This window comes from Bradyrhizobium sp. 190, assembly GCF_023073415.1.
Classification (GTDB): Bacteria; Pseudomonadota; Alphaproteobacteria; order Rhizobiales; family Xanthobacteraceae; genus Bradyrhizobium.
Genome location: NZ_JADPJL010000047.1, coordinates 72,487 through 95,983, shown reverse-complemented (window position 1 = coordinate 95,983; position 23,497 = coordinate 72,487). Strand labels below are relative to the sequence as shown.

The 23,497-nt window shown below is 62.9% G+C and carries 15 protein-coding genes and 1 pseudogene; 11 read left to right on the top strand and 5 right to left on the bottom strand.

From position 1 onward, the window contains the following. Window positions 1-137 precede the first annotated feature (137 nt). Genes treS through treY form a run of 5 tightly spaced genes read left to right on the top strand, consistent with a single transcriptional unit; the run spans window position 138 to window position 12,202 of the window. A complete protein-coding gene (gene treS / locus IVB22_RS24805) occupies window positions 138-3,431 on the top strand; it encodes a maltose alpha-D-glucosyltransferase (protein ID WP_247520119.1) in 3,294 nt (1,097 codons plus the stop codon). Beyond that, complete coding sequence (glgB, locus tag IVB22_RS24800) at window positions 3,428-5,575, top strand: 1,4-alpha-glucan branching protein GlgB (protein WP_247519875.1); 2,148 nt, start codon at window positions 3,428-3,430, stop codon at window positions 5,573-5,575. Before treS ends, glgB begins: the two co-directional genes overlap by 4 nt. A 3-nt stretch (window positions 5,576-5,578) precedes the next feature. Further along, a complete protein-coding gene (gene glgX, locus IVB22_RS24795; protein WP_247519874.1) occupies window positions 5,579-7,654 on the top strand; it encodes a glycogen debranching protein GlgX in 2,076 nt (691 codons plus the stop codon). Beyond that, complete coding sequence (gene treZ, locus IVB22_RS24790) at window positions 7,651-9,408, top strand: malto-oligosyltrehalose trehalohydrolase (RefSeq protein WP_247519873.1); 1,758 nt, start codon at window positions 7,651-7,653, stop codon at window positions 9,406-9,408. Before glgX ends, treZ begins: the two co-directional genes overlap by 4 nt. A gap of 4 nt (window positions 9,409-9,412) precedes the next feature. Further along, window positions 9,413-12,202, top strand: a complete 2,790-nt coding sequence (treY, locus tag IVB22_RS24785; protein ID WP_247519872.1) for a malto-oligosyltrehalose synthase — start codon at window positions 9,413-9,415, stop codon at window positions 12,200-12,202. A 7-nt stretch (window positions 12,203-12,209) separates the two neighbouring features. Here treY and IVB22_RS24780 read toward each other — a convergent pair whose 3' ends face one another. Then, entirely contained in the window at window positions 12,210-12,521 is a 312-nt protein-coding gene (locus IVB22_RS24780; RefSeq protein WP_247519871.1) for a polyhydroxyalkanoic acid system family protein, read from the bottom strand. Window positions 12,522-12,686: 165 nt separating this feature from the next. Between IVB22_RS24780 and IVB22_RS24775 the strand changes: the two genes are divergently transcribed. After that, the gene (locus tag IVB22_RS24775) at window positions 12,687-12,851 is read left to right on the top strand and encodes a DUF3309 family protein (RefSeq protein ID WP_065752791.1); all 165 of its coding nucleotides are present in this window, start codon (window positions 12,687-12,689) and stop codon (window positions 12,849-12,851) included. Between the two features lie 95 nt (window positions 12,852-12,946). Here the strand turns inward: IVB22_RS24775 and ligD are convergent, their stop codons facing one another. Beyond that, the gene (gene ligD / locus IVB22_RS24770) at window positions 12,947-15,589 is read right to left on the bottom strand and encodes a DNA ligase D (RefSeq protein ID WP_247519870.1); all 2,643 of its coding nucleotides are present in this window, start codon (window positions 15,587-15,589) and stop codon (window positions 12,947-12,949) included. Between the two features lie 100 nt (window positions 15,590-15,689). Here ligD and IVB22_RS24765 point away from each other — a divergent pair, with 100 nt between their 5' ends. Beyond that, window positions 15,690-16,574 carry a Ku protein gene (locus IVB22_RS24765; RefSeq protein WP_247519869.1) on the top strand — a complete coding sequence of 295 codons (885 nt, stop codon included), beginning with the start codon at window positions 15,690-15,692 and terminating at the stop codon, window positions 16,572-16,574. Between the two features lie 151 nt (window positions 16,575-16,725). Here the strand turns inward: IVB22_RS24765 and IVB22_RS24760 are convergent, their stop codons facing one another. Then, entirely contained in the window at window positions 16,726-16,917 is a 192-nt protein-coding gene (locus IVB22_RS24760; RefSeq protein WP_247520118.1) for a DUF6496 domain-containing protein, read from the bottom strand. A 225-nt stretch (window positions 16,918-17,142) separates the two neighbouring features. Between IVB22_RS24760 and IVB22_RS24755 the strand changes: the two genes are divergently transcribed. The 4 genes from IVB22_RS24755 to IVB22_RS24740 all read left to right on the top strand — a co-directional run bounded on the left by IVB22_RS24755 (window position 17,143) and on the right by IVB22_RS24740 (window position 22,308). Further along, complete coding sequence (locus IVB22_RS24755; protein ID WP_247519868.1) at window positions 17,143-18,750, top strand: AMP-binding protein; 1,608 nt, start codon at window positions 17,143-17,145, stop codon at window positions 18,748-18,750. Between the two features lie 412 nt (window positions 18,751-19,162). Continuing rightward, window positions 19,163-20,236: a TRAP transporter substrate-binding protein gene (locus IVB22_RS24750; RefSeq protein ID WP_247519867.1), complete on the top strand. Its 1,074-nt coding sequence runs from the start codon at window positions 19,163-19,165 to the stop codon at window positions 20,234-20,236. A gap of 108 nt (window positions 20,237-20,344) precedes the next feature. Then, the gene (locus IVB22_RS24745; protein WP_247519866.1) at window positions 20,345-20,905 is read left to right on the top strand and encodes a TRAP transporter small permease subunit; all 561 of its coding nucleotides are present in this window, start codon (window positions 20,345-20,347) and stop codon (window positions 20,903-20,905) included. A 20-nt stretch (window positions 20,906-20,925) separates the two neighbouring features. Beyond that, on the top strand, window positions 20,926-22,308 hold the full coding sequence (locus IVB22_RS24740) for a TRAP transporter large permease subunit (protein ID WP_247519865.1): 1,383 nt from the start codon (window positions 20,926-20,928) through the stop codon (window positions 22,306-22,308). Here the strand turns inward: IVB22_RS24740 and IVB22_RS24735 are convergent. Together IVB22_RS24735 and IVB22_RS24730 are read right to left on the bottom strand one after the other, a co-directional pair. Continuing rightward, window positions 22,298-22,534, bottom strand: a pseudogene (locus IVB22_RS24735) (helix-turn-helix domain-containing protein); the annotation flags it as partial. The gene IVB22_RS24740 and the pseudogene IVB22_RS24735 overlap by 11 nt on opposite strands. Before the next feature lie 9 nt (window positions 22,535-22,543). Then, window positions 22,544-23,149, bottom strand: coding sequence for a pyridoxamine 5'-phosphate oxidase family protein (locus tag IVB22_RS24730; protein WP_247519864.1), 606 nt, complete (start codon window positions 23,147-23,149; stop codon window positions 22,544-22,546). Window positions 23,150-23,497 lie beyond the last annotated feature (348 nt).

Here is a 23,497-nt window from a genome sequence, read left to right as displayed (position 1 = left end):
TGCAAACGAAACGGGGACGTCATTTCCATGGCAATGGCATCACCGTGAACAAAAAAGCGCAAACCGCCGAGAGCTCCAACGCCGGCGTCTCCCTTTCTATCGACGGTACCTATCCGCTGAATCCGGATGGCAGCCTTGTGGTCGAAGCAAAGGGGGGACCAGCCACTGAGGCCGTCACCGACGAGCTCTGGTACAAGGATGCGATTATCTATCAGCTCCACGTCAAGGCCTTCGCCGACAGCAACAATGACGGCATCGGCGACTTTGCCGGACTGACCGAGAAACTGGGATATCTGCAGGATCTCGGCGTCACCACGCTGTGGCTGTTGCCGTTCTACCCCTCCCCCGGCCGCGACGACGGCTATGACATCGCCGATTACGGCGACATCAATCCCGATTTCGGGACCATGAAGGATTTCCGTCGCTTCATCCAGGAAGCCAAGAAGCGTGGCTTGCGGGTCATCACCGAGCTCGTCATCAACCACACTTCCGACCAGCACGACTGGTTCAAGCGCGCCCGCCGCTCGGACCCGAATTCGAGTGCCCGCAACTGGTATGTCTGGAGCGATACCGACCAGAAATATCCGGGCACGCGGATCATCTTCACCGATACCGAGAAATCGAACTGGACCTGGGATCCGGAAGCCGGCCAGTTTTACTGGCATCGCTTCTTCTCGCACCAGCCGGACCTCAATTTCGACAATCCACGCGTGGTGAGCGCGCTGGTGCAGGTGATGAAGCGCTGGCTCGACACCGGCGTCGACGGTTTCCGCCTCGACGCTATCCCCTATCTCTGCGAGCGCGACGGCACCAACAACGAGAACCTGCCCGAGACGCATGCCGTCATCAGAGGGCTGCGCCGCGAACTCGACAATTATGCCAAAGGCAAGGTGCTGCTGGCCGAGGCCAATCAATGGCCGGAAGACGTGCAGGAATATTTCGGCCGCGGCGACGAATGCCACATGGCCTATCATTTTCCGCTGATGCCGCGCATCTACATGGCGATCGCGCAGGAAGACCGTTTCCCCATCACCGACATCCTGCGCCAGACGCCGGATATCCCGGGCAACTGCCAGTGGGCGCTGTTCTTGCGCAACCACGACGAACTGACGCTGGAAATGGTCACCGACGTCGAGCGCGACTATCTGTGGTCGACCTACGCCAACGATCCGCGCGCCCGCATCAATGTCGGCATCCGCCGCCGGCTGGCGCCCTTGATGGACAATGACCGGCGCAAGATCGAATTGATGAACTCGCTCCTACTTTCGTTCCCGGGCACGCCGATCATCTATTACGGCGACGAGATCGGCATGGGCGACAATATCTATCTCGGCGACCGCAACGGCGTCCGCACGCCGATGCAGTGGACGCCAGACCGCAATGGCGGGTTCTCGCGCGCCGATCCGGCGCGGCTCTACGCGCCGACCATCATGGACCCCGTCTATGGTTATGAGTCCGTCAATGTCGAAGCGCAGTCGCGCAGCCTCTCCTCGCTGCTCTCGGCCACCAAGCGGCTGATCGCGGTCCGCAAATCCACGCTCGCCTTCGGCCGCGGCACCATGACGTTCATCCGCCCGGAGAACCGCTCGGTGCTGTGCTATGTGCGCCAGTACCAGGGCGAAGTCATCCTGTGCGTCGCCAATCTGTCGCGATCCGCGCAGGCGACCGAACTCGATCTTTCCGCCTTCAAGGATCGAATTCCGCTGGAAATGCTCGGCCGTACCCGTTTCCCGGCGATCGGCGAACTGCCCTATATGATCACGCTGGCGCCTTACGGCTTCTACTGGTTCGAACTGCAGGAGCGCGACAAGTCGGCGCCGGTGCCGCAGCGCGCAGTGCCCGAATTCGAAACGCTGGTCGTGCCGCTGAACGCGACCTGGGTGTCGCTGGCGCGCGAGCGCGGCGTGTTCGAGCGCGACGTGCTTCCGGGACATCTGGCGCGCAGCCGCTGGTATCCGGAAAGATCGCCCAAGTCGATCCGTCCGACCCTGACTTCGGCCATTCCGTTCTGCGACATCGGCGACAACCGGCCGTGGCTCGCCTTTTTCGAAACGACGCAACGTGGCGTCAGCACGCGCTACGTGCTGCCGATGCAGATCGAGTGGGTACGCTTCGACCGCGAGCGCTACAATCCGCAGGCGCTGGCTGCCGTTCGGCAAGGAGCCCGCGAAGGCACCCTGCTTGACGTCGCCACCGACCAGATCTTCATCGCGTTGCTGTTGCGCAATCTGCAGCAATCGCTGACGGTGGACGAGAGCGAACAGGGCTTGCGGCTTGAATTCCGGCCAACCAACCGCTTCAGCGACAAGCCGATCCGGCAGCCTGAGCACATCCGCATCGTCGATTCCGGGCAGCCTCGCAGCACTGCCCTGGTGGACAACGACTATGTCGTCAAGATCTACCGGACGCTCCAGGCCGGCCCCAATCCCGAAATCGAGATGGGCCGCTTCCTGACCGACGTCGCAAACTTCCCCAACACACCGGCGCTGCTCGGCAGCGCCGAACTGGTCGAGGGCAACGAGAAAAGCGCGATCGGCGTCGTTCACGCCTTCGTCGCCAATCAGGGCGACCTCTGGACCCTGAGCGCGGGCTATCTCGATCGCTTCGTCGAAGAGCAGCGCCTGCTGGCGGCGAGCATGCACCCCGGCGAGCGCGAGGAAGAGATCCCCTATCTTCGTTACATGTCGCAGGCCGGGCGGCGCGTGGCCGAGTTGCACATTGCGCTTGCCGGCAACAGCGAGCTTGCCGAATTCGCGCCGGAGCCGACCGGCCGCGACGACGTGCAGCGCTGGATCGACGATTTGATGCTCTGCGCCGGGCGCGTTTTCGATACGCTCCGGCTGAGGCGGGAGACGCTGAAAGAAGCCGACCGTCCGCTGGCAGACCAGCTGCTGGCATTGCAGCCGGCCATGCCGGATTGGCTGGAAACGCTGCTGCTGCGCGAGGCCGATGCCGCCAACATCCGCTGCCATGGCGATCTCGATCTCAGTCAGTTGCTGATCGTCAAGGACGATATCTTCATCGTCGACTTCGAGGGCGCGCCGCGGCGCAGTATCGCCGAGCGCCGGCGCAAGGCGCCCGCGGCGCGCGATGTCGCCAGCATGGTTCGATCGATCGATTATTCGGCAACCGCAGCCCTTGAGCGCGCGCTCAAAGTGGCCCACGATGAGCACGGCAAGCTCGGCGCGGCGCTTGGCGAGTGGCGCGACCGGGCGACGGCCGCATTTCTTTCCGCCTACCACGAGGCCATGACCGATCGACGGCTGTGGCCGGCCGATCCGAAGTCGGCAGACGGCTTGATGACCTTCTTCCTGCTCGAGAAGGCCTTGAACGAGATCGAACACGAACTGTCGTTCCGGCCGGAATGGCTGCGCGTGCCGCTGACCGGGATCATCAGAATGTTGTCACAACCGACCTTCGAGGCCTCATGACCAAGCTACCCGCCGAGGCCTATGCAATCATCGAAGGCAAGCATTCCGATCCATTTCGTTATCTCGGCTTGCACAGCGAAGACGGCCACACCGTGGTGCGCGCGTTCATCCCCGAAGCTTCCAATGTGGAGGCGATCGGCGAGCATGGCGAGACGGCGCCACTTCAACGGATTCACGATGCCGGGCTGTTTGCAGGTGCGCTGCCGAACGGCTCCAAACGTTATCAGCTCCGCGCCCGCTTCGGCGAGAACGTCGTCGATCTCGACGATCCCTACCGCTTCCCGCCTGTGCTCAGCGACTTCGATCTCTATCTGCTGGGCGAAGGTACCCACCGGCGGATCTACGACAAGCTCGGCGCGCATCCGATGACGCTCGATGGCGTCGATGGCGTGGCGTTCGTGGTGCTGGCGCCGAATGCCAAGGCCGTCAGCGTGGTCGGCGATTTCAATTTCTGGAATGCGCGGCGGCATCCGATGCGGGTGCGCGGTGTCGGCTATTGGGAATTGTTCGTGCCCCATGCCCACGCCGGCGACCGCTACAAGTTCGACATCACCGGCTCCGACGGGCGGCATCTGCCGCTGAAATCCGATCCGGTGGCGTTTGCGGCGGAGATCCGGCCCTCAACGGCCTCGATCGTCGTCGACGAAAGCAGGATCCCGCATCCGCGACCCGCGCCATCGGGCATCAACGCGGTGGGCGCGCCGATCTCGATTTACGAAGTGCATCTCGGCTCCTGGCGTCGCAAGCACGGCAACGAATGGCTCAGCTATCGCGATCTTGCCGAACAGCTTCCGGCCTATGTGAAGGATATGGGCTTTACCCATATCGAGTTTCTGCCCGTCAGCGAACATCCGTTCGACGGATCATGGGGCTATCAGCCGACCGGCCTGTACGCACCGACCAGCCGGTTCGGCCCGCCGGAAGACTTTTCCGCCCTCGTCGATGCCTGCCATCGCGAGGGGATCGGCGTCTGGCTCGACTGGGTACCCGGACATTTTCCCGACGATCCGCATGGGCTCGGCTATTTCGACGGCACCGCGCTCTACGAACACGCCAATCCCCTGCAGGGCCGCCACCTCGACTGGGGCACGCTGATCTACAATTACGGCCGCACCGAAGTGGTCAACTTCCTGGTCTCCAACGCGCTGTTCTGGTTCGATCGCTACGGCGTCGACGGCCTGCGCGTCGATGCCGTCGCCTCGATGCTCTACCTCGACTACAGCCGGCCCGCCGGCGAGTGGATTCCGAACCGGCATGGCGGCCGGGAGAACCTCGAAGCCATCGAGTTCCTGCGCCGCTTCAACATCGAACTGTTCGGGCATTTTCCGGAAGCCACTACGGCCGCGGAGGAATCCACCGCATGGCCGCAGGTCTCGCAGCCGGTCGAATATGGCGGGCTCGGCTTCGGCTTCAAATGGAACATGGGCTGGATGCACGATACGCTGAAATATATCGGCAAGGACCCGGTGTACCGGAATCACCATCACGGCGACGTCCTGTTCGGCCTGCATTATGCATTTTCGGAAAACTTCATTCTGCCGCTGTCGCATGACGAAGTCGTGCACGGCAAACGCTCGATCCTCGGCCGCATGCCGGGTGACGAGTGGCAGCGGTTTGCAAACCTACGCGCCTATTACAGCTTCATGTTCGGCCATCCCGGCAAGAAGCTCTTGTTCATGGGCTGCGAATTCGGCCAGGAGCGCGAGTGGAATCACGATCATTCGCTGGACTGGCACCTGCTGGGGCAACACCGGCACGCCGGCATCCAGAACCTGATCCGCGATCTTAACCATCTCTATCGCGCCGTGCCGGCGCTGCACGAGATGGACTGCAACCAGGCGGGGTTTGAATGGGTGATCACCCATGATTCCGGCAACAATATCTTTGCCTGGCTGCGCAAGGGTTACGACGCGCACGCGCGCTGTCTCGTGGTCGTGAACTTCTCGCCGAACGTCTATCACAAATACCGCGTCCGGGTGCCGTTCGCCGGCAAGTGGAAGGAAGCGCTCAATTCCGATTCCGGCCATTATGGCGGCAGCAATGTCGGCAATGTCGGCGAAGTCCACACCCTCGAAGGGAGCATCCCCGAGCTCAGTCTGACCATCCCGCCGCTGGCCGCGATCTTTCTCGTACCGGAAAGCTGACGCATGCGATTGTCCGCGGGAAGCCCCGCCCGCCTCGGAGCAAGCTGGGACGGACGGGGCACCAACTTTGCGCTGTTCTCGGCCAATGCGGAGAAGGTCGAGCTTTGCCTGTTCGACGGCCAGGGCCGGCGCGAACTCGAGCGGATCGAACTGCCCGAGCGCAACGAGGACGTCTGGCACGGCTATCTCAACGACGTCTCGCCCGGACAGCTCTATGGCTATCGCGTCCATGGCCCCTATGCGCCCGAGCGCGGCCACCGCTTCAACGCCAACAAGCTGCTGCTCGATCCCTATGCCAAGCGGATCGCTGGCCGGCTGGTGTGGAGCGACGCGCATTTCGGCTATCGAACGGGGAGCGCGCGCGAGGATCTTTCGTTCGACCGCCGCGACAATGCCCGTGGTATGCCGAAGGCGGTCGTGGTCGACGAGACCTTCAACTGGGGCCGCCGCGAGATACGGCCGAACATTTCCTGGGAAGACACCATCATCTACGAGGCCCACGTCAAGGGCCTGACGCAAAAGCGCGACGACGTCGCGCCGGGCTGGCGCGGCACCTATGGCGGGCTGTGCTCGCCGGCGATGATCGAGCATCTGAAGCGGCTCGGCGTCACCACCATCGAACTGCTGCCGATCCACGGGCTGATCGACGACCGGGTGCTGGTGGAGCGGAAGCTTGCCAACTACTGGGGTTACAACACGCTGGCGTTCTTCGCGCCGGAGCCGCGCTATGCGCAGGACAACGCGCTCGACGCGTTCCGCACCACGGTGGCGCGGCTGCACGACGCCGGCATCGAGGTGATGCTCGACGTGGTCTATAACCACACCGCCGAGGGTAACCATCTCGGACCCACGCTGAGTTTCCGCGGCATCGACAACGCGTCCTATTACTGGCTCAGCAAGGACAATCCGCGCTACTACGACGACTTCACCGGCTGCGGCAGTTCGGTCAACCTCACCCATCCGCGCGTGCTGCAGATGGTGATGGATTCGCTGCGCTACTGGGTCGAGGTCTGCCACGTCGACGGCTTCCGCTTCGACCTCGCCACCACGCTGGCGCGCGGGCCGAACGGCTACGATCGCAATTCCTCGTTTCTGACCGCGGTGCGGCAGGACCCTGTGCTGGCAACCGTCAAGCTCGTCGCCGAGCCATGGGATCTCGGCATGGGCGGCTATCAGGTCGGCGCGTTTCCATCGCAGTGGTCGGAATGGAATGACCGCTATCGCAGCGCGATGCGGCGTTACTGGAGCGGCGAAGGCAGCCTGATCGGCGACGTATCGCGCCGCATGACCGCCTCATCCGACCTGTTCCATCACGACAACCGCGCGACGCGCGCCAGCGTCAATCACATCACCGTTCATGACGGATTCACGCTGGCCGACCTGTTCAGCTACAACGACAAGCACAACGAAGCCAACGGCGAGGACAATCGCGACGGCTCCAACGACAACCACAGCAACAATTGCGGCCATGAGGGCCCGACCGACGACGCCGCGATCGTTGCGCTGCGCCGGCAGCTCCGCAAGAACCAGCTCGCCTGCCTCTTCCTCTCGCAAGGCACACCCCTGCTGCTGGCCGGCGACGAGGTCGGCAATTCGCAGAACGGCAACAACAACGCTTATTGCCAGGACAACGAGATCGGCTGGGTGAATTGGGACAATCTCGGCAAGCCAGGCGACGACCTCACCGATTTCATCGGCCACATGACGACCCTGCGCCGGCGCTTCGCGCAACTGCGCTGCCAGCGCTGGCTCTCCGGGCGGCGCAAAGATGGCTCCTATGGCGTGCTGTGGCTGACGCCGGCAGCCGAGGAGATGCAGGAAGCCGACTGGAATTTTCCGGAAGGACGATTCCTCGCCTTTGTGCTGGGGCCGATGGAACAAGGTCAGCCGCCGATCTTTATCGTGCTGAACGCGGCCCCCGAAGAGATCGCCTTTACGTTGCCCAAGATGCCCGAGTACAAAAACTGGCACCAGGTGCTGAACACGACGGAGGCCGTGCTGAGCCCGACCATATTCGCTTCGAGCGCCGCAACCAGCGCGCCGCCGCGGTCGGTGCTTGCCTTTGCGGGCATGGCATGAACGACCGGCAATTCGGTCCGTGTCTGGCAAATTACGGCACGCGGTTTCGGCTGTGGGCGCCGGCGGCGAAGCGCGTCGATGTCATGCTGGAGCAGCCTCACGCGATGACGCGCGGCGAGGACGGCTGGTTCACGGCCGACATCGCCGGCGTGAAGGCTGGCGCGCGCTACAAATTCCGCATCGATGACGAGATCGACGTGCCGGATCCCGGGTCGGAATTTCAGCCCGATGACGTCTTTGGTCCGAGCGAAGTGATCGATCATGAAGCCTATCCGTGGCGCGCCACGAACTGGCGCGGACGGCCGTGGCAGGAGGCCGTGATCGTCGAGACCCATGTCGGGACTTTCACCGAACAAGGCAGCTATCGCGCGATGATCGACAGGCTCGATCATCTGGTCGAGACCGGCATTACCGCACTGGAATTGATGCCGCTGGCGGACTTCGCGGGCTCTCGAAACTGGGGCTATGACGGCGTGCTGTGGTACGCGCCCGACAGCGCCTATGGACGGCCGGAAGATCTCAAGGCGCTGATCGACGCGGCGCATCAGCGCGGGCTGATGGTGATGCTCGACGTGGTCTATAACCATTTCGGCCCCGAAGGAAATTATCTCGGCTGTTATGCGCCTTCCTTCTTCACGGAAGCGCATACGCCGTGGGGTAGCGCGATCGATTATCGCGTGAAAGAAGTCCGCGATTTCGCGATCGAGAACGCGCTGCACTGGCTGCGCGACTATCGCTTCGATGGGCTGCGGCTCGATGCCGTCAACTCTATCGTCGAGCCGGGCGGGCTGTCGCTGCTGCATGATCTCAGCGCCGCCGCCGGCAAACTCGCCGCGGAAACCGGCCGGCACATTCACCTGGTGCTGGAGAACGGCGACAACCGCGCCAGCATTCTGGACGCCACGCAGGACCCGTCACAGGGAAAGTATCGCGCGCAGTGGAACGATGACTATCACCACGCCTGGCGCGTGCTGATGACCGGTGAAAAGCAGGGCTATTATGTCGACTACCAGCGCTCGCCGAGGTCTGACATTGCGCGCTCGCTGTCCTCCGGCTTCGTCTATCAGGGCGAGCCATCGGAATTTCGCCGCGGCAAGCGTGGCGAACCGAGCGGCCATCTCGCACCGACCACTTTCATCAACTTCCTGCAGAACCACGACCAGATCGGCAATCGCGCGTTGGGCGACCGCCTCGAAGGCAATGCCAACGCGCGGATGATCGAGGCGGCGCTTCAGGTCCTGCTGATCGCACCTCACATCCCCATGCTGTTCATGGGCGAAGAATGGGGCTCGACCGTCCCCTTCCCGTTCTTCTGCGATTTCAGCGGCGATCTCGCCGATGCCGTCCGCAAGGGCCGCCGCGTTGAACTGGCCTGGGCCTATGAAGAATATGGCGATGAGGTCCCCGACGCGCTTGCGGCTTCGACGAGGGACGCTGCGGTGCTCGACTGGGATAGCCGTGAGGCGCCCGCGGGACGAAAACGTCTGACGCTCGTGCGAGAATTGCTGGGAATTCGGAAGCAACAGATTGTCCCCCGACTGGTGGGCGCCGCCTTCGGGAAGGCACAGGTGGCAGACGATGGTTTGCTGACGGCCGATTGGCGGATGGGCGATGGCGCCACACTTCGCCTGGTTGCCAACCTGTCGGACCAGGCCATCAGCCATGCGCCCAATGGGCCGGCGGGAACCCTGATCTGGGGCAGCGAGTTGGGCGACAGCGTCCCGCCATGGACGGTGCTCTGGCGCATCGGATAGGACAATGCCCCCGGCGATCCCGATCGCGACCTACCGCCTGCAATTGTCGGCGGATTTCGATTTCGACGCCGCCGCTTCCGTGGTGCCTTACCTGAAGGCGCTCGGCATCACCCATCTCTATGCCTCGCCCTTCATGCGGGCCCGCAAGGGCAGCACGCATGGCTACGACGTCACCGACCACGCCCGGTTCAATCCGGAGCTCGGCGACGAGGAAGGCTTCGAACGGCTGAGCGCCGTGCTGCGGCAACATGATCTCGGTCTGATTCTCGACTTCGTGCCCAACCATGTCGGCGTGCACTATGACGATAATCCATGGTGGCTCGATGTGCTGGAGTGGGGCCCCGCCTCGCCGCACGCGGCCTCCTTCGACATCGACTGGGAGCAGTTGCCATACCGCACCCGCGGCGGCGTGCTGCTGCCGATCATCGGCTCGTCCTACGGGCAGGCGCTGGAAAATGGCGAGATAGAGCTTCGCTATGACGCCGGCGAAGGCAGCTTTTCGGCGTGGTATTTCGAGCATCGGTTGCCGATCGCGCCCGAGCGCTACGGTGAAATCCTGCGCATGGTCGTCAAGGAGGCGGGCGCGGAGGAAAGTGCATCCGGCAAGGCGATGCTTGCGCTGGCCTCCCGTTATCAGGGACCGCGACGCCCCAACCGCAAGGAAGCGCCTGCCTTCAAGGCCGAACTGAAAGGCATCGCGGGAGCCTCTGACATCATCGCCCGGGGGCTGCAAGCCTATCGCGCCGGAGCGGACCGCACGGCGGCAACGCTTTCACTGCATCATCTGCTGGAGCGCCAGCACTACAAGCTCGGTCATTGGCGGCTCGCTTCCAGCGACATCAACTACCGGCGCTTCTTCGACATCAATACGCTGGCGGGCTTGCGCGCCGAGGACGCCGGCACCTTCGAGGCGATCCATCGCCTGGTCAAACGGCTGATTGCGGAGGAAAAGCTTGAGGGGTTGCGGCTCGACCACATCGACGGCCTGCGCGATCCCGTCCAGTACTTCCAGCGCCTGCGGCGGTTGGTCCGCGACGCGCATGGCGGCCGTAACAGGCCCTTCTACGTAGTGATCGAGAAGATTCTCGGCGAACAGGAAAAGCTGCCGTCATTCGCCGGCGTTCACGGCACCACCGGCTATGAGTGGATGAACGCTATCACCCATGTGCTGACTGACGGCCATGGCCTGGAGCCGCTCGACGAGGTCTGGCGGCAGATCAGCAACCAATCGCCGCAGATCGAACCGATCCTGAGGGAAGCCAAGGGCCGCGTGCTGGAAACGCTGCTGACCAGCGAGTTCACGGTGCTGACGCGCCTGTTGGCGCGGATTGCCAGCGGACATTACTCCACCCGCGACTATTCCGCCGACAGCCTGCGGCAGGCACTCGAACTCTACGTGCTGCACTTCCCGGTGTACCGCACCTACCTGACGTCCTCAGGCCCATCCGCGCATGATCGCCAGTTGATCTCGGAGACGATCGAACGGGCACGCACCGACTGGTTTGCCGCCGACGACGGCATTTTCGACTTTCTCCGCGACGCCCTGACGATGGACCTGATCAAGCCGGGCCGCCCACATCACAGCGCGCCGCGCGTGAGACGTTTCGCGTTGAAGGTGCAGCAGTTCACCGGTCCCATGATGGCGAAGTCGCTGGAGGACACGACGTTCTATCGTTACTACCGCCTGCTCGCGCTCAATGAGGTCGGCGGCGATCCGGCCGCAGAAGCGCTTTCGGCCGACGAATTTCACGGGATGATGCGGGCCCGGGCCAGCGAATGGCCGTATGGCATGACGGCGACCGCGACGCATGACACCAAGCGCGGCGAGGACGCGCGTACGCGCATCATGGCGCTGGCGGAAATTCCGGGCGAATGGACCAGCGCGGTGGCCCGATGGAAGCTGCTCAACGCGCCGCATCTTTCGGTCGACGGTAATCTGCGCGCGCCCTCGGCAACGTTCGAATACATGCTGTATCAGGCGCTGCTCGGGGCATGGCAGCCGGACGACGCCTCGTTTCCGGAGCGGATGCAGGAATATGCGCTGAAGGCGGCGCGCGAGGGCAAGCAGGAAACGAGCTGGCTCAATCCCCACGCGGCCTATGAGGAGGGCGTAAAAAACTTCATCGAAAAAATTCTCGATCCTTCGCTCTCAGGCGAATTCCTGAACTCGCTGCAAACACTCGCGCAGCGGCTGTCGCTGCTGGGCGCGCTGAACTCGCTCAGTCAGATCACGCTGAAGACCATGATGCCGGGCGTGCCGGATTTCTATCAGGGCACGGAGCTTTGGGATTATTCACTGGTCGATCCAGACAACCGGCGGCCGGTCGACTTTGCCGAACGCGCAGGGCGGCTCGACGCGCTGGAGAAACCGGATTGGGACCGCCTGGTCGAGAAGTGGCCGAGCGGTCATCTGAAGCTCGCCTGGACACGGCATCTGCTCAAGCTTCGGACCGAACTCGCCGATGTATTCACGAGCGGCGATTACGAACCGTTGGAAGTAAGCGGACCGCAGCGCGAGCATTTCATCGCGTTCGCCCGGCGGCGCGGCCGCGAGGCCGCGATCATTGTGGTCACGCGCTGGTTTGCGCCGTTTACCGACAGCGGCAGGCATTGGCCTGGTCCGGAGAAATATGACGCCGCACTTGATGTCGGAGGCTATGCGGTCGAAGGCTTTGCCGACGCCGATGCCACGCAGTTACGGCTGTCGGATCTGCTGGCGCACCTGCCGGTCGCCGTGCTGCGGGCGAGGTTCAACGGGGCGGCAAAGCCGGCACGCAAGCGCGGGCGCGCTTAGGACACCGTCAGCTTTTCTTGGTCAGCAACAGCTTGCCGCGGTTCTGGATCGTGGCCTGGGCCACCTCGGCAAAGCGCTGCAACAGCCATGGCAGCACGACTTCCACCTGCACATGATCCTCCGTTACATCGACATGGCCGGCCGCCGCCTGGCCTAGCGCGCGCACGCGAAAAATCATGCGGTTGTCTTCCCATCGCTCCTCATCGACGCTCAGCACCGGCACGCTGGAAGCGGCGCGCGAAAGCCCCGTCTTCAGGCGGCGCATGGCCTCTTCGCGTCCGAGGCTATGCGGAATCGAAACCACCAGCGGTTTGGTCATCGCAGAAATCCCTCTCTTGTCCGAATGCATGTAATTGCACGCGGTTCGAAAAGAAGAGACGCGCCGATTATCGCGGCGCAATAAGGAACTTTGGAGATTCCGGTTTGTTATTACCGTCTCAGGGCAGAACAAACGCAACGGCTCTATCGGGCTGAGGAGAGACTCATGTCAATCGGCACCATCATTCTTATCATTCTCATCATCGCCCTGTTGGGCGGTTTCAGCGGCATCGGCGGCGGACCGTTCTATGGCACCGGCTACTACGGCGGCGGCGGACTGGGCCTGGTGATCGTGATCCTGCTGATCCTACTTCTGCTCGGGAAGCTTTGAGCGGATCGAAATCGTAGGGTGGGCAAAGGCGCGCAGCGCTGTGCCCACCTTTTCTTGCATCATAAGAATGGTGGGCACGCTGCGCTTTTCCCACCCTACTTCCCGGCCAACTTCTTCATCGCGGCCTTGATCGGCGCGGCCGCGTCATCATAGCCATCCCACGCTTTCGTCTTCGCCAACAGCCCCGGCACTGTACGCACCGTGTACTTCTTCGGATCGAGGTCACCGCGCACCTGCGTCCAGGTCAGCGGCATCGACACGGTGGCGCCTTCGCGTGCACGCGGCGACAGCGCGGCAACCGCCGTCGACATCCGGTCGTTGCGCAGATAATCGAGGAAGATCTTTCCCTTGCGCAGCTTCTTTGACATGTTGAGCAGATAGCGCTCGGGATCATCATTCGCCATCCACTGGCAGATGCCTTGCGCGAAGGCCTTGGCCTCCTTCCACGTGACCTTGTCCCCTGCGCCGTGGAGCAGCGGCGTCACGACGTGCAGTCCCTTGCCGCCGGTGGTTTTGCAGAAGCTTTCGAGGCCAACGGCGGTCAGCCGCTGGCGCATGTCCTTTGCGGCCTCGATCACTTCCGAAAATTCAACGTTCGGGGCTGGATCGAGATCGAACACCAGCCGCCCCGGCTTGTCGTAATCATCAGGCGCGCAATTCCAGGGATGCAGTTCGAGTCCGCCGATCTGCGCCACCGCCGCCAATCCTTCGACCTGATCGATCTGCAAATAGGGTTTGCGGTCGCCCGCGACCTTGGCGAGTTTCAGGAGGTCGGAGCCGCCCTGCATGGCGTGACGCTGGAAGAATTTTTCGCCGTTGATGCCGTCGGGCGCGCGGACGATCGAGCACGGACGGCCCCTGAGATGGTCGATCATCCATTCGCCGACCGACTCGAAATATTGTGCAAGATCGAGCTTGGTGACGCCCTCGCCGTCGCCGCCATCGGGCCACAGCGCCTTGTCGGGTTTTGAGATCGTAACACCCATCACCTCGGCGGATTTGGCCGATGATTTCGCGGACCGTGTTACGGGCTTTGCAATTCCAGTCATGGCAGGCCTCTCCGCGCGTATCTCCTTCGCCGGCTTGTCCTGACGCAGCCCCTTGAACGCGGCCTGCCTGATGTTGCCGCCATCGGTCCAGCCGGCGAATTCGACCTCGGCGACCAGTTCGGGCTTCAGCCAGTGCACGTCACGGGTCTTCTTCGGCGCATCCTTGCCGCCGAACGGGCTCTTGTCCGAGGCAGCCGCCTTCAACGCCGGCGTGATGCGCCGGACGACGTCCTGCCCGAAGCCGGTGCCGACGAGGCCGACGAACACCAGATGACCGCCGCGATAGACGCCCGCCATCAGCGAGCGGAATTTGCCGTTGGTCGTCTTCCAGCCACCCAGCACCACCTCCTGCCCGCCGCGGATCTTGGCCTTGGTCCAGCTCTCGGTGCGTCCCGAGCGGTAGGGAGCATCCAGTTTCTTGGAGACGATGCCCTCCAGCTCCAGTTTCCTTGCCGATTCCAGCACGGTATCGCCGCGATCCTCGAAATGATCGACGTAGCGGATCAGCTTTTCCTTTCCGTTCCGTCGCTCCAGCAGGCGCTTCAAGCGTTCCTTGCGTTCTCGCAGCGGCAGCGCGCGCAAATCCTCACCTTTGGCAAACAGGAGATCGAACGCAAAGAAGATGAGGTCGCCGGTCTTGCTGTCCGCGATCGCCGCCTGCAGAGCGGAGAAGCTGGGCACGCCGTTGCGGTCCAGCGCGACGATTTCGCCGTCGATCAGCGCATCGGGCAGCGCCTTGGATGCTCTCGCGATGGCACCGAACTTGTCGGCCCAGTCCAACCCTTTGCGCGTCAACAACGCGACATCGCCATCCTCGATCCGCAACTGCACGCGGTAGCCGTCGAACTTGACTTCATGGCACCAGCCCTCCGCGTTCGGCGGCCGCTCGACAGAGGCGCAAAGCTGCGGCGCGACGAAATCCGGCATCGAGGAAACCTTCTTCGGCTTGGCGCTTGGCGCTGGCGCGCGGGTCTTGGTCTCCGGCGTGGCGCGCAGGGCTGCCGTTTTCCGGCTGGCGCGCGCGTCAGCCGCTTCACCCCGGTTCGAGTGCCAGACTGCGTCGGCCTTTGTCTTGCCCTTGGCCAGCATGAACGGCTTTGGCGCCCTGCCCTTGCCTTCGGCGATCTGCGCCATCGATCGCCCGGAAGCGACGGAGCGGTCCTCTTCCAGGATGTCGTTGGCCGCGCCTTCCTTCGCGAACTCGTCGCGGTGCTTGATCAGAAGCCAGTTGGTGCGCTTGCCGCCGTAGCGGTCGCCCTTCATCCGCACCAGCACCCAGCTGCCGTGCAGCTTGGCGCCGTGCAGGGTGAACTTCAGATCGCCCTTCTTGAAGCCGCGCTCGGGATCATCGGATTCCCAGTAGCCGCGATCCCAAAGCTGAACGGTGCCGCCGCCATATTCGCTTTCGGGAATGGTGCCTTCGAAATCGCCGTAATCGAGCGGGTGATCCTCGACCTCGACCGCGAGCCGCTTGTCATGCGGATCGAGTGACGGCCCCTTGGTGACCGCCCAGGACTTGAAGACGCCGTCAAATTCCAGCCGGAGATCGTAATGCAGGCGTGTTGCATCATGCTTCTGGATCACGAACCGCCGCTGCTTCGCAGGCTGGACCTTGACGTCGCCCGAGGGCTCCGCCGTCTTGCCGAAATCGCGCTTCTTTCGGTACGTGCTGAGTTTCTTCAACGCCACGGCAAACCTCGACCCTCACGGCCGCTCGCACGGCGGCATCCGGAACGAAAACCCATACTAACCGTTGAAGTTCCCAAACCCAACCATGCCGGAGATTGCAATGGCCCCGCGCGCGTACTGGAAAGGCACGCTAAAACTCTCTTTGGTATCGTGTCCGGTGGTGCTGTATCCGGCCTCGACATCGGTCGAGAAAACCCGCTTTCACATGATCAACAGGGAGACCGGCAACCGGCTCAAGCAGCAGATGATCGATGCCGAGACCGGTGATGTCGTGGAGAGCGACCAGAAGGGCCGCGGCTATGAGCTGAAAAAGGGCCAGTATGTCGAGATCGAAAAGGAGGAACTAGAGGCCGTCCAGATCGAGAGCAATCACACCATCGAGATCGACAGCTTCGTGCCTCGGGACGAAATCGACAAGCGCTATTACAACCATCCCTATTACGTCGCACCCGACGGCAAGGCCGCCGTCGACGCCTTCGCCGTGATCCGCGACGCCATGAAGGACGAGGAACGAGTCGCGCTGGCGCGCATTGTGCTGACCAACCGCGAGCACGTCATGGCGATCGAGCCGCTCGGCAAGGGCCTGCTCGGCACCACGCTGCGCTATCCTTACGAGCTGCGCGACGAGGAGGATTATTTCGACGGCATCAAGACGCCCAAGATCACCAAGGACATGGTCGAACTCGCGGGCCACATCCTGCACACCAAAGCCGCGCATTTCGATCCCTCGAAGTTCAAGGACGAATACGAGGACGCGCTGAAGGCACTGGTGCGGCGCAAGGCCTCCGGCAAGCCGATCAAGGCCGCCGAGCGCGAGGAAAAGCCCGACAACGTCATCAACCTGATGGATGCGCTGAAGGCGAGCCTGAAGGGGAAATCCGCCGCGAAACGGCGGGCGCATGGCTCGACCGCGCGGCGGGCGCCGGCACGCCGGACGGCGAAGAAAGCGCACCGGTCCGCGGCCCGACACCGCAAGGCGGGGTGATGCTTTCTCCACCGTCATGGCCGGGCTTGTCCCGGCCATCCACGCCTTTCTTCCTTAGCTCCACAAAGAACATAGATGCCCGGGACGTCTAGGGCGAAGACGCGCTTCGCGCTTTTGCCCGGGCATGACGGAGTTTGGTGAGCGAGCGCGCCTACCGCTTCGTCTTCCGCTTCGACTTCTTCGCCTTTTTCTTCGAAGCCTTCCGCTTCTTCGATGCCTTCTTCGGCACCTTCTTGCCCTTGGCCCTCGCCTCCGACAGTCCGATCGCAATCGCCTGTTTACGGCTCTTGACCTTCCTGCCCGAGCGGCCGCTCTTCAGCGTACCAGCCTTGCGCTTCTTCATCGCGCGCCTGACGTCGGTCGACGCCTTCTTCGAATATCTGCGTGCCATCGATTTCCTCCGGCTTTCCTCCGTTTGGCAAAAAAAGTAATTACCGGTGGCATGCAAAGTTCCTCGCACGTCATAGTCCGCTTGCATTGACCGGCGACGGAAGGCATTTTGGCCGCCGGGGGACGACTGAAACGCCGGCAGCAAGAACGGCGCCGTCCCCGGACCGGGGAGGATTTAATGACATTGACGAAGTCGCACGTCGCAGGACCAACCACACCTGCGGTGCGGGAGATGACGTTCGGCGATCTCCTGCGCAAGGCGGCTGAGGCGGCGCCCGATCGCCTGGCCCTGATTGCAGGCGTCCCCGATCCGAAACTGCGCCGGCAATGGACCTACGCACAGTTTTATCGTGAAGCCCAGCGCACCGCCCGCGCGCTGCTGACGCGCTTCAAACCGGGCGAGCGCATTGCCGTCTGGGCACAGAACCTCCCGGAATGGGTGATGCTCGAGTTCGGCGCCGGCATGGCGGGCATGATCCTCGTCACCGTGAACCCGGCGTTCCGCGCGCGCGAGGTGGAGTATGTGCTGAAGCAGTCGCGCTCGGCCAGCGTCTTCGTCGTCAACGGTTTTCGCGGCAACCCGATGCTCGAGACGGTGCAGGCCGTGGCGCCGAACTGCCCCGAACTGCGCGAGATCATCTGCTTCGACGACTGGGACGCGTTCATCGCGGCAGGCGACGACGCGAACATCAGGCTGCCGGCGGTCAGTCCCGACGACCCCGTCATGATCCAGTACACGTCAGGCACCACGGGCTTTCCGAAGGGCGCCCTGCTCCGTCATCGCGGATTGCTCAACAACGGCGCTGACACCGCCGACCGCATGGGCGTCGATCCCGGCGACGTATTCGTCACCACCATGCCGCTGTTTCATACCGGCGGCTGCGTCTGCTGCGTGATCGGCGCGGTGTCGAAAGCCTCAACGCAGGTGCTGGTCGAGGCCTTCGAGCCTGGACTGGTGCTGGAAATGCTCGGGACCTATCGCGGCAATGCGATGCTCGGCGTTCCCACCATGCTGGTCGCGATGCTGGAGCACCCGACATTCGCGGCGACCGACCTCTCATCGGTCAAGGCGATCTGCTCCGGCGGCTCCACGGTGCCGGCCGCGCTGGTCCGGCTATTGGAGGAAAAGCTCGGCGCCCCCTTCACGATTGTGTTCGGCCAAACCGAATGCTCGCCGGTCGCCGCGCAAACCCGCACCACCGACAGCGTCGAGGACAAAGCCAATACGATCGGCCTGCCGCTTCCCAATATGGAAAACAAGATCATCGACCCCAATACCGGCGAGACCGTTCCGGTCGGCACTGTCGGCGAATTCTGTACCCGCGGCTATCACGTGATGCTCGGATATTTCGAAATGCCTGATGCGACCTCAGCCGCGATCGATGCGGACGGCTGGCTGCATAGCGGCGATCTCTGCGCAATGGACGCACGCGGCTACTGCACGGTGGAAGGCCGCCTCAAGGACATGATCATCCGCGGCGGCGAGAACATCTATCCGCGCGAGCTGGAGGAGCTGCTGTTCCGCCATCCCAAGGTCGGCGAAGTCGCCGTCGTCGGCGTTCCGCACGAAAAGTGGGGTGAAGAGGTCGCGGCCTTCATCCGTCCGGCGCCCGGCGTAACAATCGAAAAGGAAGAGCTGATCGACTACATGCGTGCCTCGCTCGCCCCGCACAAGACGCCGAAGCATTGGTTCGTGGTGGAAGCGTTCCCGCTGACGGGATCGGGCAAGATCCAGAAATTCAAGCTGCGCGAAGCCTGGACCAAGGGCGAGATGACGGCGATCTAGACTAGAGCACGGTCCAGGCCCCTTGGAGCCGCCCAAAGCACGGCTATAGCTAAGTCGCGCATGCCGCTTCCCGGCTTCCCGGCCAATCGACAATTGTCCGGATGAGATCCTTGCTTAGTGATGGCTCGCATCTTCGCGGCGCACCATATCGGCGTTGCGACCGGCTCCGGGCAGATACGGACGTAGAAGGAATAACACGCGGCGGCAAATTGCGTCGTCTGCCAAGCGCTTTTTTGACAGCTGTGCGCCTTCATGCCACGTTGCTGGGAATGGGGTGAGACAACGTCCGTCCCGGCGCCTTCCAAGGCCAAAAAGAAAACGTAGCCACCTCATCGAACGTACCGCCGAACAACCCTTGCGGCCGTGTGAGCCGCGGGCGCCGGCACTGCGTGAAACGAAGGGAGGAGCTGCGATGATTAGATCCACACTGGTACTGGGATTCGCGGGACTAGCCGCCTTGGCCCTCACGGCGGTGACCACAGATGCCAACGCGCAGGAAAAAGTCCGCTGGAAGATGCAGAGCGCGTTCGGCAGCCAGCTGCCACACCTGGGCCCCCCGGGCGTGCGCTTCACGAAGAATGTCGAGCGGTTGTCGGGCGGAAAGTTGGAGATCAAGTTCTACGAGCCCGGCGCGCTGATCCCGCCGCTGGAGTGCTTCGACGCGGTGTCCAAGGGCTCGATCGAATCGTGCTGGACGACGCCGGGCTACCACACGGGCAAGTATCCCGCACTCGCCTTCTTCACCACCGTGCCGTTCGGCCCGCCCGTCGGCGAGTTCCTTGGCTGGAAGTGGTTCGGCGGCGGCAACCAGTTGCGCGATGAAATTTACGCCAAGCACGGCCTGATTGCGATCGACTCCAGCGCCATCGCGCCTGAGACATCCGGCTGGTTCCGCAGGGAGGTTAAGTCGGTCGAGGAACTGAAGGGGCTGAAGATGCGGTTCTTCGGCCTTGGCGCACAGGTGATGCAGAAGCTCGGCGTCTCCACCCAGTTGCTGGCAGCGGCTGACATCTATCCTGCGCTGGAGCGCGGCGTGATCGACGCGACCGAGTTCTCGATGCCGACGATGGACACCAAGTTGGGCTTCCATCAGATCGCCAAGTACAACTATTTCCCCGGCTGGCATCAGCAGGTCTCGGTGGGCGAGCTCCTGATGAACAAGGCGGCGTGGGATGCGCTGTCGGATCAGAACAAGGCGATCATCGAGATCGCCCTCGGCGAAACCATCATGCGCAACTACGCCGAAAGCGACCACGCCCAGTTCGCGGCGATGGCCGAGATGCGCGACAAGTATAATGTTCAGGTCAAGCGCTGGAGCGACCAGGACCTGGCGACGCTGGAGAAGGCCTGGCTGGAAGTGCTGGCGGAGGAATCGGCCAAGGACCCGCTGTTCAAGAAGGTCGCCGACCACTACCTGGACTACCGCAAGAAGTTCGCGGTTTGGGGCGCGTCGCAGACGTTGAAAGCCACCTACCAGAAGGATTGAGCGGAAGCAGCCGGTGCAGCGCGTGGCTGCGCCGGCTCCTGCTGGGCTTCGTCCGCCGATGACAAGATCAGCCGGACAGCCCGGCAGCCACAGCAGGACTTTGTCGCGATGAGTGCATTGCTGAAGCTGGCCGAGAGTATGCGGCGGGCGCTCGAGGTTGTTGCTCTGGCGTCCGGTTGGCTGCTCGTCATCATGGCGTGCGTGACCACGTTTGATGTCGTCGCGCGCAAGTTTGGGTTGCAACTGCCGTACACCAAGCTGCAAGAGCTGGAATGGCACTTCCACGCTGCGATCTTTTCGCTTTGGATGGGCTACTGCTACACGATCAACGCGCATCCGCGGGTCGATACCTTCAGCGAGAAGATGTCGTATCGCAGCAGGGCATGGATCGAGCTCGCCGGCTGCATCGTGCTGGCGCTGCCCTACATGGCGCTGGTCGCCTACTACAGCCTGGATTTCGTTGCACAGTCCTATCGGCTCGGCGAGCAGTCCGACAGCACGGTCGGGTTGACCCACCGCTGGATCATCAAGGGCATCTACGCTGCCGGCCTGTGGATGGTGGTGCTCGGCATCCTCAGCGTACTGCTCCGCGTCATCGTCTTCCTGTTCGGCCAAAAGTCGGAGCGGGAAGTCAATCTGCAAATCGGACAGGTGATTACGGACGTCTAACCCAACCGGGGGACTTTAACGTGCTCGACTGGCTGGCCGACAATCTCGCTCTGATCATGTTCGTGTCGATGTTTTTCTTCATTTTCACCGGCTACCCGGTCGCGTTCATCATGGGCGGACTGGCGCTCGCCTTTGCCGTCTTCGGCGCCTGGCTCGGCACCTTCAACCTGATCGGCCTGTCCGATATCGTACTGCGCATGTGGGGCGGGGTCGCCAACGATCCGGTGCTGGCGTCGATCCCCATGTTCATCTTCATGGGCGCGATCCTGGAGCGATCGGGCTCCGCCAAGGACATGCTGGACGCAACCGAGGTCCTGCTCAAGCGGTGTCCGGGCGCGCTGGCGGTGTCCGTGATGGTGATGGGCACGATCCTGGCGGCGCCGATCGGCGTGGTCGGCGCGGCTGTCATCACGCTGTCGGTGATCGCCCTGCCGCAGATGATAGCCGCGGGCTACGACAAGCGGCTTGCCATCGGCACCATCGCCTCGGCCGGAACGCTCGGCATCCTGATTCCGCCGGCCATCATGCTGGTGGTGATGGCGGAGATGCTGGCGACCTCGGCAGGCAATCTGTTTCTCGCCGCCATCATGCCGGGCTTCCTGCTCTCCGGCCTCTACCTCGTCTATATCGTGCTCGTCGCAATCTTCTGGCCGGGCGCCGCGCCGAAGCTGCCGCCCGGTTACGGGCCACAGACCCGCAGTGCGTTCTGGTACGCGCTCTGGCGGGGCCTGTTCCCGATGACGGCACTGCTGGTGATCGTGCTCGGCTCGATCTTCGCCGGCTGGGCCACGCCCACGGAGAGCGGTGCCGTCGGCGTGCTCGGCTCCATGTTCATCGCCGCGCTGAACCGGCGCATGACGTTCAAGATGATGAACGAGGCGATCTATGCCTCCTGCCGCGCCAACGGCCTCGTGTTCCTGATCTTCCTCGGCGCAACCGGCTTCTCCTACGTGTTCCGGGTGCTCGGTGGCGACGACCTGATGATCTCGACGCTCACCCATTTCGGCATCGATACCAAGTGGGAAATGCTCGGCTTCATCATGGTTCTGATCTTCCTGCTCGGCTTCCCGTTCGAGTGGATCGAGATCTGCCTGATCGTCCTGCCGGTGTTCGGTCCGATCCTGTTGAGGTACGACTTTTCCGACCACATCGGCAACAACGCTGCCCTGATGACCTGGTTCGGCACGCTGGTTGCGGTCAATCTGCAGACCGCGTTCATGACGCCGCCGTTCGGGGCGACGCTGTTCTACATGAAGGGCACGGCGCCGCCGGGCGTCACCATGAACGACGTGTTCACGGCCATGTATCCGTTCGTCGCGCTTCAGGCACTCGGCTTGATGCTGTGCATTTATTTCCCGAGCATCAGCCTGTGGCTGCCGAGACTGGCCGGCTTCATCGAATAGCCACCCGTTCGTTGGGGAACGGAAGTTCGACTTCGGGAAGGGCTTGCCTCACCACGCGCGCAACTCGTCGTCCCGGCCTAGAGTTTCGGTACTGCGGGCGCTCGGGGGCGGCTTCGATCTTCTGGCGGAGCTGGCGGACATAGACGCGCAGATATTGCGCGTCGGTCAGCTCTCCCACAGCTCTTTGAGCAGGAAGCGATGGGGTCAGCACGTTGCCGGCGTGCTGTTGCCGTCCTCACCCCTTGAATGTCGGTTGCCTTGGATGGATGCAGTCCTTGAAATCCGCAAAGCCCTTCCACGCCGGCTCCGGCGCATCCTGTCCGGCGAGCGGCACATAGATTGATGGTTCGATCGAACTCATCGTCGGAATGTAGCGCGGACAGTTCGGGAAGATCGCGCGCGCGGCAACGCGAACGATGAGCTGCGCGCCGACGGTCTCCGCCAGCAGCGGATCGTTGTCGCTCACCCAGGCGCTGCCGTTGACGCGCAAGCGGCGCGGCTTGTCGTGCATGGCGATGAACAGCAGGCCGACATCGGCATTGGCGACAATGTTGCCGAGACTCTTGAACATGCCGTTTCCGTCATAGTCCGGAAATGCGATCTCGGAAGGCCCGGTGATGCGCACAAAGCCCGGCGCACCGCCCTTGAACGAGCAATCGGGCCGGCCCCCGGCGTCAGCCGTCGCCAGGAAGAAGTAAGGAAGGCTTTCGATGAACTGCTTGTCGTCAGCCGAAAATTCCTTGCGCATCAGCTTCTCTTCCAGCCGATCCGAAATCCGGCGGCTGTCGAACTGATCCTGCAATTGCCGATTGCCTTCGTGATACATGACGCTCTCAGCCATATCAGTGCTTCCTCCTGCCTGAGTTTCCTGCGCGCGCGAGCTCAGTCTGGATCAAATCCCGCAATTGAGCATACCACTTTACGGTTGCATCGCATGGGGCAAGCTGACCCGCACGATGAACCGGGGACGCGACCACCGTCGCGGTCTAATCAATCCGGCGCGCGCAACCGGTAGCCGATGCCGGTCTGCCTCAGCACGCATTGCGGACGGGCGACGCGCTGTTCCAATGCAACCGGAACGGTGATAGGTTGGCCAGCGACTGGGGAATCATCAATGCCGTGCCTGAAATTGATCTTGAAGCTGGAGGCACCGCGCCAGGGTGTCGCCCGCCACCTGACCTGCCTTGAC